The sequence below is a fragment of the Sideroxydans sp. CL21 genome, assembly GCF_902459525.1.
GTDB lineage: Bacteria > Pseudomonadota > Gammaproteobacteria > Burkholderiales > Gallionellaceae > Sideroxyarcus.
Genome location: NZ_LR699166.1, coordinates 3,216,010 through 3,228,177 on the forward strand (window position 1 = coordinate 3,216,010; position 12,168 = coordinate 3,228,177).

Consider the following 12,168-nt stretch of genomic DNA (forward strand, 5'->3'; position numbering starts at 1 on the left):
CTGCTCGCCCCTACAGGTCCTGCCCCGAGTAGCTCAGGTTGAACGATTTATTGATGAGCGGAAAATCCGGCACGATGTTGTCGATGACCGCGTGTTCCAGCAACGGCCAGTTCTGCCAGGAAGGGTCGTGCGGATGCACGCGCGCCAAGTTCCCCCCGGCATCGGTATGGATCGCCACCAGCACTTCCCCGCGCCAGCCTTCCACCATGCCGATACCAAACCCATTGCCGGGCAGCTTTTCCAGCAGCGGCGGTTTCTCTTCCTCATTGATCAGCTGGGCCAATATCTCGCCCTGCAAACGCAACGACTCGAACAGTTCATCGAAGCGCACGATGACGCGCGCCGCGACATCGCCGTTGCGATAGGTCGCCATCTGCACATTCAGCTTGTCATACGGCGCGCAGGCAAACTGTACGCGTGCATCCCAGGCCTGGGCGCTGGCGCGTCCGGCAAGCCCGCACAGGCCGAGCTGGGCCGCCAGTTTCGGCTCTACCCTGCCGGTGCCGATGAACCGGTCCTGCATGCCTGCATGCTCGTCGTATATGCCCCGCAGGAGCCGCACCTGCTGCTCCAGCAAGTCGCATTCCTGCTCGATGATGCGCTTGCCTTCGATATCGAGGTTTACCGTGACACCGCCCGGCACGATCTTGTCCATCAGGTAGCGATGGCCGAACACTGTTGCGTTGTTGCGCAGCACCTGCTCCTTGAGGATCCAGAACTGGGAAAGACCGAACGACAGCGCGACATCGTTGCCCAGATAGCCGAGATCGCCCAGATGATTGGCGACACGTTCGCGTTCCAGCAGCAATGCGCGCAGCCACAGCGCGCGGTCCGACGGCGTCACGCCGGCAATGCTTTCCGCCGCCATCGCATAGGCCCAGGCATAGGCAACGGTGCTGTCGCCGCTCACGCGCCCCGCCAGCTTTGCGCCCTGCTGCAGGCTCATGCTCTCGAAGCGTTTCTCGATGCCCTTGTGCACATAGCCGAGACGTTCTTCCAGGCGTAGCACGCGCTCGCCGATGATGGAGAAGCGGAAGTGCCCCGGCTCGATGATGCCCGCATGCACCGGGCCTACCGGTATCTCATGCACGCCCTGCCCTTCCACTCGCACGAAGGCGTAGTCGTCGGGCTCTTCGGTGCGGCTCGCCGCGGCATCGAAATCCTTGCGCAGAGGGAAACTGCCGCTGTGCCAAGCGCCGTGGCGCAACCATTTGCGATGATCGTGGCCTTCCTGTGCATAGATGCCGAGCAGGTCGTACGTCGCTCGCTGCATGCGATTCGCCGCCGGGAATATCTGGCTGATGTCCGGATACACGGATTGCTCGGCCGACAGATGCACGTTCAGACAGACCATGCCGGTCTCATTGATCAGCACCACATGCAGCATAAAGCCGCCATCGGCCCGCTCTGCTTTTCGTGCATCGCTGCCCCATAGCGCCACCAACCTGCCGCCACCGTCATGCACCTGCCGGCAAATTTCATGAAGATCGTCCGGCGAAATATCGCCCGTCCAGGCCGGCAGCGCGTCGCTCAGTCGGCTCAATTTCAGGTTGGGATGTTTGATCGGCATGGTCGTTTACCCCAGCAGAGCGGCCGCCTGGCGATACCAATCGGCCAGATAGGGCGGCATATACAGTCCGAGCATCAGCACCAGCAGCAGATGCGCGAACACCGGAATGAGCGCGGGCGGATGGGGCAATCGAATCGCCGTCGTCTCGCCGAACACGACGGGCTGTATCTTGCCGAAGATGGCAGCAAACGCGATGCCCAGCGCGATCAACAAAATCGGGGTGGTCCAGGGATACTCGTGCATGGCAGTAGTGATGATGAGGAACTCGCTGGCGAACACCCCGAACGGCGGCATGCCGAGGATGGCAAAGGTGCCGATGGCCAATCCCCATCCCACTGTCGGACTGACTTGCAGCAGGCCGCGGATATTCTCCATCACCTGGGTTCCGGTCTTTTGTACCGCATGGCCGACCGCGAAGAAGATCGCCGATTTGGTCAGCGAGTGCACCGTCATGTGCAGCAAGCCAGCGAAGGTCGCGACCGGGCCGCCCATGCCGAAGGCAAAGGTGATCAAGCCCATGTGCTCGATGGAGGAATAGGCGAACATGCGCTTGATGTCTTTTTGCCGGAACAGCGAGAGCGAAGCGACCACCACCGAGAGCAGGCCGAAACCCATCATCAGGTTGCCGGCGAAATGCGTCCCGAGCGAACCGTCCACCAGCACCTTGCTGCGCACCACCGCACACAGCGCGACGTTGAGCAGCAATCCGGAAAGCACGGCAGAAACCGGCGTCGGGCCTTCCGCATGCGCGTCGGGCAGCCAGCTGTGCAACGGCACCAGGCCGACCTTGGTCCCGTAACCCACCAGCAGAAACACGAAGGCCAGTTTGAGCACGGTCGGCTCCAGCCCGGATTTGACCTGGTTCAGGTGCGTCCACAGCAGCGCGGTGCCGCCTTCGCCGAGCAGGCGTTCGGCCGCGAAGTACAACAGGATGGTGCCGAACAACGCCAGCGCGATGCCCACGCCGCACAGGATGAAATATTTCCACGCCGCTTCCAGGCTGGCCGGCGTGCGATACAGGCTGACCAGCAGGACCGTGGTCAGCGTCGCCGCTTCCATCGCCACCCAGACGATGCCCATGTTGTTGGTAGTCAGCGCCACCAGCATTGCGAAAGTGAACATCTGGTACATGCTGTAGTACAAGTGCAGCATGCCGACGGAAAGCTTGCCGTGATGCTGCTCGATGCGCATGTAAGGCCGCGAGAACAGCGACGTCGTGAAGGCGACGAACGCCGTCAGCGCGACCAGGAAGACATTGAACTGGTCGATAAAGAACTCTTCGCCGAAGGCGACCTGCGGCCCCGAATCGATGATGCGCATGGTCAGGATCACCGATGCGACAAAAGTGCCGAAGCTCATCAGCGAATTGAGCTCTGCTGCCCAGCTGCGCGAGCCGAACACGGCCAGCAACAGGCCGCCCGACAGCGGGATGAGCAGCAGCGCCAGGAGTTGCGAGTCAATCATCCTTGAGCTTCTCCATGTGGGTGATGTCCAGGCTGTCGAACGTCTCGCGGATCTGGAAGAAGAAGATACCGAAGATGAAGGTGGCCACCAGCACGTCCAGCGCGATGCCCAGTTCCACCACCAGCGGCATGCCTTGCGTGGCGCTGGTGGCGGCGAAGAACAAACCGTTCTCCAGCGACAGGAAGGCGACCACCTGGGAAACTGCCTTGCGCCGCGTCAGCATCATCAGCAGCGACAGCAGCACACTGGCCAGCGCGATGCCAATCAGGCCGCGCGTAATGCCCTCGGACAATTGCGAGATCGGTGCGGCCAGGTTGAAGGAGAAGATCACCAGCGCGATGCCCACCAGCATGGTGGTGGGAATATTGATCATCGTCTCTACGTCCCAGCGCACATTCAGTTTGCGGATCAGGCGATGCAGCAGCCAGGGCAGCACCAGCACTTTCAGCAACAAGGTGAGTCCGGCCGAGTAATACAAATGGTGCTGCGAAGTGGAATAGGCCACCACAAAGGTGCTGAGCGCCAGCACGAAGCCCTGCAACGCAAACAGGTTGATCAGCGACAGAATGCGCCGCTGTGTAAGCATGGCGAACGCGATCAGCAGCAGCAACGCGGCCAGCAGGTTGATGAACTGGAGGGTGAGCGGAATCTGCATCTCAGGCCCCGAGCAGGAAGTGGATCAACAGGCCCAGCACGGCGAGCAGGAACGCCGTGCCCAGAAACTCCGGTGCGCGGAAGATGCGCAGCTTGGCCGATATAGCCTCAAACACGGCGAGCCCCGCACCCGCCGCGAGCAACTTCAGCAGCAGCAAAGCAATGGCCAGCGGCAAGCCCGCCCAGTTGCCCACCTCGATGATGCCCTGCGGCAGGAACAACGCGATGCCGATGGAGATGTAAGCGAACAATTTCAGGCTGCTTGCCCATTCGATCAGCGCCAGATGCCGTGCCGAATATTCGAGGATCATCGCCTCATGGATCATGGTCAGCTCCAGGTGAGTGCTGGGATTGTCCACCGGGATGCGTGCATTCTCGGCGAGCAGCACGATCACGAAGGCCAGCGCCGCAAAGGCCAGACTCGGATACAACATGAAATGATGATGCGCCAACGCATCGACGATGCGCGGCAACTGGGTGGAATGACTGATCATCGATGCGGTGAAGAACACCATCAGCAGGGCCGGCTCGGCAAGAAAGGACACCAGCATCTCGCGCCTGGCACCGAGCGAGCCGAATGCCGTGCCGATATCCATCGCGGCCAGCGCGAGGAACACCCTGGCCACCGCGAACACCCCGACCAGAGCAATCACATCGGCGGCCTGCGAGAACGGCAGGTCCACCGCGATGATCGGAATGATGGCGGCCGCCAGCCACATGCAGCCGAACACGATGTAGGGCGTGACGCGGAACAACGGCGACGCATTGTGCGCGATCACCGCATCCTTCTGGAACAGCTTGCGCAGCACGCGATACGGCTGCAGCACGCCCGCACCGGAACGGTTCTGCAGCCACGCCTGACATTGGTTGACCCAGCCGGTCAGCAGCGGCGCAAGCAATACCACCAGCAGCAATTGCGCGAGCTGGAACAGGATGGCGAAGATCAGGTTCTGGAATTCCATCACACGAACACCAGCAGCACGACCAGCGTGACGAAGGTATAGGCCAGGTACAAATGGATGCGCCCATGCTGCAATAGCGAAGCCAGGGAAGAGAGCTTTTCGGTGAGCAGCTTGATCGGCAGATACAGGATGTACCACAGACGGTCTTCGGTTTGCCCGTGGTAACGGGGATGCGTATCGAACGGGCTCGGCACTTCCCTCTCTATCTTGAAGAACGGTTCGAAGATGCGCCGGATCGGTTGCCCGAAACCTTCCGCGGTGTCCTGCATGCGCGCAGTCTGCGCCGGGAAGCCGCAGTCCCAGGCTGCACTGCGGCGCAACCGGCCGTGATACATACGCCTCACCAGTACGGTGGTCAGCAACATCACACCGAGCACGGCCAGCAGGAAATACAACGGACTATAGCTCGCGCGTTCGGTATCCACCGGCGCCAGGAATACCCAGTTGGCAGCATTGCCCAGACCGGAGCCGATCAACGCATGCGAGACCAAATCAATCTGTTGCACCACAAACACCGGTGCGAGCCCCAACACCACACAGCCTAGTGCCAGCCAGATCATCCCGCTGCGTTCCCACAAATCCGCGTCATGCGCATGTTCCAGTGCTTTTTCGCGCGGTTGGCCGAGGAAAATGACGCCGTAAAATTTCACCATCACATACGCAGCCAGCGCGGCTGCAAGGGCGATCACCGCCGCGGCCACCGGCACCAGCATGTTGATGTAACTGTTCGGCAAGCCCGGCGACAGCAGAAACGCCTGCAGCAGCAGCCATTCGGACACGAAGCCGTTGAGCGGGGGCAACCCGGCAATCGCCAGCACGCCGACCAGCATCAGCACTGCCGCCCAGGGCATGTGGTGGATCAATCCCCCCAACCGTCCCATGTTGCGCTCGCCGGTGGCATGCAAAATAGCGCCAGTGCCGATGAATAACAGGCTCTTGAAAAAAGCATGGTTCAGGCTGTGATACAGCGTCGCGGTGAGAGACAGCGCTGCCAGGGTGTTCTTGCCGTAAACATGAAAAATGATGGTCAACCCGATGCCGACCAGCAACAGGCCGATGTTCTCGATCGAGGAATAGGCAAGCAGCCGCTTCATGTCGCCCTGCACGGCGGCGAACATCACGCCGAACACTGCAGTGATCAAACCCAGCGCCAAGGCCAGCACGCCCCACCACCAGAGCTGTGTGCCCAGCAAGTCGAAGGTGACGCGCAGGATGCCGTAGATCGCCGTCTTGAGCATCACGCCGCTCATCAGCGCGGATACCGGCGACGGCGCGGCGGGGTGTGCCTCGGGCAGCCACACATGCAGCGGCACGACACCGGCTTTCGCACCGAAACCGAACAGGGCCAGCAGGAATGCCACCGACGACCAGAATGAACTCAGGTGCGCGGCGCGCATCGCATCGAAAGTGTAGGCAGCGATGCCGTTCCCTCCCTGCATCACACCGAAGCTGAGCAGGATCGCAATCGCCCCGACATGCGCGATCAGCAGATAGAGATAGCCCGCCTTGCGGATTTCGGGAATATTGTGATCGGTGGTGACCAGGAAATAGGAAGACAGCGCCATGGTTTCCCACGCCACCATGAACATATAGGCATCGTCCGCCAGCAGCACCAGCGTCATGCCGACGAGGAACAAGTGATACTCCAGGCATACCAGACCGAGTGTGCCCCCGCCATGGTTTTGAAATAACCCGCGCTATAAAGGGACACGCCCATGGATGCGCCGCCCAGCAGGATCAGGAAGAAGGCAGACAGCGGATCAAGGCGGAGATGAAATGGAAGATCGGGCAGGCCCAGCGGCAGCACCATGATGTTGGGTGCCGCGGCCAGGGCCCACAGCCCCGTAAGCGCCATCAGCAGCGATGTCAGCGCGCTGAGCGGAAAGATTACGCGATTGATCAACCGCGGCGTGCGTTGCAATGCAAGCCCTGCCACTCCGAGAGCTATCCAGAACTGGACCAGCCAGCCAATTACATCTAGAGGCAATATTCCAACGGCGTCCATCTGGTATTACTTGTACACCCCTCGATTGAATGCGCAGCTTGCAGGCGTGCGATTCTACTCCTGCGCTTGGAGGCTGTTCAAGAAACGAATCACTGTTTCGGACCATTCACCCCAACTGTGTAACCCGCAGGGGCTATCAAGATCGGCGCACACCTCGATTGGCCGGCCCGGTTTCGGGTTGTCACAAACTGCACGCATCATTGCTCGCGCCCCGGTCAGTGTAGTCCGGAGCCCGCGTCCGTTGAAGCATTTCCTGTTTTCTGTTTTGCAATTTCTGCAGCCAGCTCATCCAGATTCTTTTTGGTCTTGAATTGCTTCCAGATAGCCTGATCATTGCTCATGCCGGCCTTGATTGCAGTTTCGACGACGTTCTGAATTCCCGCTTCATCCAAGCCCACCAGCACGAACATCTCCCCGTCAGTCGCCACGATGCTTTTGAATATCCGGGAACCATACAGCGTTTGATCGGTGATCTGCCTGGCGACCGAAGCACACACGCGCCCAATCATTTCCTTGCTTCCGGCACCGCTTGCTTCGGCATATTGTTCGACCATGTTTTGCGCCTGCACTTTCAACTTCTGCGCGAGTTCGACACGCGCGTCATTCGCGGCGATTTGTTTCATGAAGGCAGTACCCGCATCCGATCTGGCTGCCGAGCCAACCGCCCCGGTTGCCATACCTTCAACAGGAGCGCCGCACACCCACAGAGGAGCCGCGTCGTCGGAATCGGGAAACATGCACACGGGCATTTTTTCCACTTTGGCGGGTGGTGTGGAACATGCGGCGAAGCCCAGCCCGATCACAATCACGAACAACGCTTTGGTGATTTTGGACATTTGAGGACACTCCTGATCTGAATTGGCAAATTCAAGCCGTGCAAAGATTCAATGACAACATGCCGGGGCGGCCTTTAGTCAGTTCGAAACCGTGACAGGTTGTTGCCCCGTTTTTCGTTGAACCTGGCAAGAATCTTGACAGATATTATGTGAAATTTAGAAAGATGGTTGAAAAAGGCGCGCGGCTTAACGATTTCCGTACCAGGCAAAAAATTCATTTGCGGGCATCGGCGAGGCGAGGCCATAGCCCTGCGCATACCCGCAACCCATTTCAGCGAGCACTCCCACCAGTTGCGGATCCTCCAAACCTTTGGCGACGGTCAGCCGACTGAATGCCTTTGCCAGCGCGATCACGCCTTGCACGAGGACTCTGTCACCGTCATTCCTGGTCATGCCCTGTATGAAAGCCTGATCAATTTTTAGCATCTCGGCACCGAGTTTGCGCAGATAGGCCAGCGAGGAATAGCCTGTGCCGAAGTCATCCAGGGCAAAGCTGACGCCCAGTTTGCGGCAGGCTTCGAAAATTTCGGCGGACTGGCCGATGTCTTCCAATGCAGCCGTTTCCGGCACTTCGATCTGCAGTCTGCCGTGCGGCAATTCCGGATACTGCCGCAGCTTGCGTTGCAGTTTGCCGACAAAATCCGGGGAATGCAAATGACCTGCGGAGATGTTGATGCTGACTTTCAAATTCACTCCGGCCTGCCCCCAGGCCTGGATTTGCGCCAGTGCGGTTTCCATCACCCAATCGCCCAGTTTGATCCCAATCTCGGAATTCTCGATGCCAGGCAGGAACGCCGCCGGATGCAATACCCCCCGATCCGGGTGATTCCAGCGGATTAGCGCTTCCACGCCCGTTACCTTGCTGCTAGCCAACTCCAGTATGGGCTGGTAATACAGCTCGAATTCACCCGCCCCCAGACCGTACGAAATACGCTGACTGTTTTCACGCAGCAGACGCATGCGCTGGTCGTAAACGGCATCATAGAGATGGTAACGGTTCTTGCCGCTCTGTTTGGCGATGTACATGGCCTGATCGGCATGGCGCAGCAGGGTATCGCCATCTTCATCGTCGGCGGGGTAAAAGGTGACGCCGATGCTGGCCGACACGGCGACCTGGATCCCGCCGATTTGTATGGGGATCGCGATCGTCTGCGTGATCCGGTCCAGCACCTGGAAGCACTCGGACTCCTGGGACAGCTCGTTGAACAACACCACGAATTCATCCCCGCCGAGGCGCGCCAGGGTATCGCCCTCGCGCAAGATCTCCTGCAGCCGCCGCGTGATATCCACCAACAGCCGGTCCCCGGTCTCGTGACCGTGATGATCGTTGACGACCTTGAAACCGTCTAGATCGATGTAGCAGATGGCCAGCATCCTGCCGCTGCGCCGTGCATGAGCAATAGACTGCCCCAGACGATCCACAAGCAAGCGACGGTTGGGAATCCCGGTGAGCGCGTCGTAATTGGCGACGCGGCTCAGCTCGGCCTCATGCGCCTTGAAATAGGTGATGTCGGAAAACACCGCCACATGGCGTTGTACCTTGCCAGCATCGTCCCGGATGACCGAAATGGAAAGCAGTTCGGCATAGATCTCGCCGTTCTTGCGCCGGTTCCATATCTCGCCGCGCCATGCGCTCTTGTCTTTCAACGATGTCCACATGTCGGTATAGAACGCACTGTCCTGGTGGCCGGAACTCAGTATCCTCGGGTTTCGACCCAGCACCTCTTGGCGATCGTAGCCGGTGATGTGCGTGAATGCCGGATTGACATTCACGATGAAATTTTCCGCATCGGTGATGACAATCGCCTCCCGGCTGTTATCGAACACGCTCGCGGTGATGCGCAATCCCGCCTCGGCCCGTTTCAGTTCGGTGATATCGCGCCCGATGATGACCAGCCCCTTGCGCCCGCCTGCCTGATGGAACAGGGGCTTTTTGATGACATCGAATGTCAGCTCATCGCCATCCGGCTGCGGGATGGTCTCTTCAATGCGCAGGACATCGTCCTTGTGCCAGGCATTTTCGTCTGTCTCATGGCAATGAAGCAGCACCTCCCCGAAATTCGGGTCGGCGGTCTCCGCAAGCTCCCGATCAGTCTTGCCTTGCCAGTCCAGCCCTTCCAGGCCGAACGCATGGCGAGCGGAACGATTGGATTCCAGCCAGCGTCCCTCACCATCCTTGAACTGGATGGGATCGGGAATCGCCTCGATCAGCGTGCGCAGCAGTTCTTCGCTCTGGTGCAATTTGGCCGACTTTTCCTCCACCAAGCGCCTGAGCTCTTCCTTGCTGCGCCGCATCTCGGTGATGTCCACCAGCGTCCCGATGACGGCAGGCCGTCCCTGATATTCGATACGGCGTCCATGTGCATCCACGACCATCGCGGTGCCATTGCGCTTGTACGCGGTAAAGCTGTACCGCATTGCAGCCACCTCGCCATCGAGGCGGCGCCGGAGGTTCGTCTCGACCAGCGCCCTGTCCTCGGCCTTGACGAACTGAATGGCGGGAATCACATCCACAAGTTCATCCGCCGAGTCGTAGCCGAACATATCGAGCAAGCCGGGGTTGGCATAGCGGAAAAACCCGTCCTGAATGATGTAGATGCCGACCAGCGATTGTTCCACCAGTGCGCGGAACTTGGTCGATTCTTCCACGACCAGTCCTTCCAGGCGTTGCCGATAGTTATCCAGTTGCTGCGCGGTCTGTTTGCGGCGGGTGATGTCGCGCGATACGCCCAGCACCCCGATCAACTGTCCCTGACTGTCACGCATCGGCGTCTTGATGGTCTCGAACAATCCGCGATATCCATCAGCCGCGAAGGTCAGCCATTCTTCGTTGAAGATCGTCCGGTCCTCCTGCATCGCCTTCAGGTCGTTTTTGCGAAAGGCTTCGGCGGTATCCTGGTCCACGAAATCCCGGTCGGACTTGCCGACGATGTCTTTCTCTTCCGCACCGTACAGGAGCTGGAATCGGCGGTTGCATGCGAGATAGACACCGTCGATATCTTTCAGCCAGACCATGTCGGGGATGGTATCGACGAAAGTCCGCAGAAACATTTCGTCCACCTGGAGCTTTTCGTCCAGCAGCCCGGACGCCATGGTCCGGGTCAGGTCGTGCTCGTCGGCCAGGCCGACCATGCGGCCCGTGTCGTCGACCAACGCCAGGTGCCGCACTTTCTTTTCCAGCATCTGCTCGGCGGCATGGTTGATGGTGGCATCGCTGGAGATCGTCAGCACCGGCGATGTCATCACGTCCGCGAGCCGGACGGCGAGCCGCTCCGGCTCGCTCGCATAGAAACGCACCACATCCCTTTCGGTAACGATGCCAACCGGCCTCTCGTTTTCGACTACCACCACGCAGCTCGCGCGCACTGCCTGCATCAGATTGAGTCCCTGCATCAGGCTGCTGTGGGGCGGCAGGCTCGGAACGGCGCGTTGCGCAACCGAGATGAGCTGCCGCCGCCCTGCCAGCGCGCTAAGATTCAGGTGCAGGCGAAAATCCGTTTCGTTGACCACGCCGGCAACCGCACCGTCGTCACCCACCAGCACCAGATGACGTATCCCTTCGCGCAGGCAGACCTGATAAGCATCCAGGCAGTCCATCGTGCAGGGGACGACAACGACCGGCGCAGACATGCTGGTACGCAACGGAGTTTCAAGCGGAGAGGAAGCACGCATGGCGTGCAGGATGTTGCGCTCGGTGACGATACCCACCGGATGTGCGTCCTTGTCGGTCACCACGACGGAAGAGAAACGGCGCCGCGCCATGAGGAGCGCAGCTTCGCCGAGGTTGGAATCGACCGGAAGGCAGGTGACGTCGCGTGTGGCAATGTCGATCAATCGTTGTTGTGTGTTCATTGTTATGTACAGCCCGCCCGGCAAAGCGTTGTTTCGCAGCACGGGAACGCTATCGCATTCCACCCAATAGTCGCGTGAACTCGTCCCGCACCACGGCGTAACATTCGCAACACATCTTTTCCAGCCGGGGACGGTTCAATACCTTGATGTGGCCCCGGTTGTAGTCGATCAATCCCTGATCGCGCAATTCGCCTGCCGCCTCGGTAATGCTCTCCCGGCGCACACCCAGCATGTTGGCGATCGCCTCATGCGTGAGCCGGAAATCGTCGGAAAGCGACTTGTCGTTGATCAGCAGCAAATGCTGGCACAGCTGCTGAGTCAGAGAGTGGTGCTTTTCACAGACCACCGTCTGCGATATCTGGGTCAGCGAGGCTTGCGCATAAAGCAGCAAAGTATCGCGCAAACTTGCCATGCGCCCATTCATCTCGCTCAGTGTGTCCGACGTTACCTGAAACACATGCCCGGAAGTTTCCACGGTCGCCCAATATGGCATTGCCGCGCCGCCCAAAACTTCGGCGACGCTGAACATACCCTCGTTCCCGACAACGGCAACACCCGCCGACTCTCCGCTTTCCAGCCGGTAGAACAGCGCTATCGCGCTATCGATCGGAAAGTACACATTGCTCAGCCGTTCGCCCGACCTGGCAATCTGCTCGCCAGCCTTGAGGTGGACGACCTGCATATGCGGAAGCAATTCCTGAAGTTCGTCCGGACGCAACGCGGCCAGCAGACGATTCTGGTTGGGGTTATGGTGGTGCGACATCAGAGTCCCTGTTTATTATTTGACTCGCGCCTCTGCGCTCAACGACGCATTGTTTCAGCTGA

9 protein-coding genes are annotated in these 12,168 nt (G+C 59.6%); all 9 read right to left on the reverse strand.

Annotated elements, in window-relative coordinates:
- Positions 1–10: 10 nt before the first annotated feature.
- The 9 genes from QOY30_RS15305 to QOY30_RS15345 all read right to left on the reverse strand — a co-directional run bounded on the left by QOY30_RS15305 (position 11) and on the right by QOY30_RS15345 (position 12,106).
- Positions 11–1,570: a hydrogenase large subunit gene (locus QOY30_RS15305; protein ID WP_283745484.1), complete on the reverse strand. Its 1,560-nt coding sequence runs from the start codon at positions 1,568–1,570 to the stop codon at positions 11–13.
- A gap of 6 nt (positions 1,571–1,576) precedes the next feature.
- A complete protein-coding gene (locus tag QOY30_RS15310) occupies positions 1,577–3,034 on the reverse strand; it encodes a hydrogenase 4 subunit F (RefSeq protein WP_283745485.1) in 1,458 nt (485 codons plus the stop codon).
- Positions 3,027–3,689 carry a formate hydrogenlyase gene (locus QOY30_RS15315; protein WP_283745486.1) on the reverse strand — a complete coding sequence of 221 codons (663 nt, stop codon included), beginning with the start codon at positions 3,687–3,689 and terminating at the stop codon, positions 3,027–3,029. Before QOY30_RS15315 ends, QOY30_RS15310 begins: the two co-directional genes overlap by 8 nt.
- 1 nt (position 3,690) lies before the next feature.
- Positions 3,691–4,650, reverse strand: a complete 960-nt coding sequence (locus QOY30_RS15320) for a respiratory chain complex I subunit 1 family protein (protein ID WP_283745487.1) — start codon at positions 4,648–4,650, stop codon at positions 3,691–3,693.
- Positions 4,650–6,287: a hydrogenase 4 subunit B gene (hyfB, locus tag QOY30_RS15325; RefSeq protein WP_283745488.1), complete on the reverse strand. Its 1,638-nt coding sequence runs from the start codon at positions 6,285–6,287 to the stop codon at positions 4,650–4,652. The genes QOY30_RS15320 and hyfB overlap by 1 nt, the downstream gene beginning before the upstream one ends.
- Positions 6,269–6,655 carry a hypothetical protein gene (locus QOY30_RS15330; protein WP_283745489.1) on the reverse strand — a complete coding sequence of 129 codons (387 nt, stop codon included), beginning with the start codon at positions 6,653–6,655 and terminating at the stop codon, positions 6,269–6,271. Before QOY30_RS15330 ends, hyfB begins: the two co-directional genes overlap by 19 nt.
- Positions 6,656–6,870: 215 nt before the next feature.
- Complete coding sequence (locus QOY30_RS15335; RefSeq protein WP_283745490.1) at positions 6,871–7,491, reverse strand: LPP20 family lipoprotein; 621 nt, start codon at positions 7,489–7,491, stop codon at positions 6,871–6,873.
- Between the two features lie 186 nt (positions 7,492–7,677).
- Entirely contained in the window at positions 7,678–11,343 is a 3,666-nt protein-coding gene (locus QOY30_RS15340; RefSeq protein ID WP_283745491.1) for a PAS domain S-box protein, read from the reverse strand.
- 49 nt (positions 11,344–11,392) lie between these two features.
- Positions 11,393–12,106 (reverse strand): Crp/Fnr family transcriptional regulator, encoded by a 714-nt coding sequence (locus QOY30_RS15345; RefSeq protein WP_283745492.1) that lies wholly within the window; start codon positions 12,104–12,106, stop codon positions 11,393–11,395.
- Positions 12,107–12,168 lie beyond the last annotated feature (62 nt).

Excerpts from the sequence above, each read along its gene's own strand:
- QOY30_RS15305 (WP_283745484.1), bottom strand. The coding sequence starts at position 1,570 with ATGCCGATCAAACATCCCAACCTGAAATTGAGCCGACTGAGCGACGCG.
- QOY30_RS15310 (WP_283745485.1), bottom strand. The coding sequence starts at position 3,034 with ATGATTGACTCGCAACTCCTGGCGCTGCTGCTCATCCCGCTGTCGGGC.
- QOY30_RS15315 (WP_283745486.1), bottom strand. The coding sequence starts at position 3,689 with ATGCAGATTCCGCTCACCCTCCAGTTCATCAACCTGCTGGCCGCGTTG.
- QOY30_RS15320 (WP_283745487.1), bottom strand. The coding sequence starts at position 4,650 with ATGGAATTCCAGAACCTGATCTTCGCCATCCTGTTCCAGCTCGCGCAA.
- QOY30_RS15330 (WP_283745489.1), bottom strand. The coding sequence starts at position 6,655 with ATGGACGCCGTTGGAATATTGCCTCTAGATGTAATTGGCTGGCTGGTC.
- QOY30_RS15335 (WP_283745490.1), bottom strand. The coding sequence starts at position 7,491 with ATGTCCAAAATCACCAAAGCGTTGTTCGTGATTGTGATCGGGCTGGGC.
- QOY30_RS15340 (WP_283745491.1), bottom strand. The coding sequence starts at position 11,343 with ATGAACACACAACAACGATTGATCGACATTGCCACACGCGACGTCACC.
- QOY30_RS15345 (WP_283745492.1), bottom strand. The coding sequence starts at position 12,106 with ATGTCGCACCACCATAACCCCAACCAGAATCGTCTGCTGGCCGCGTTG.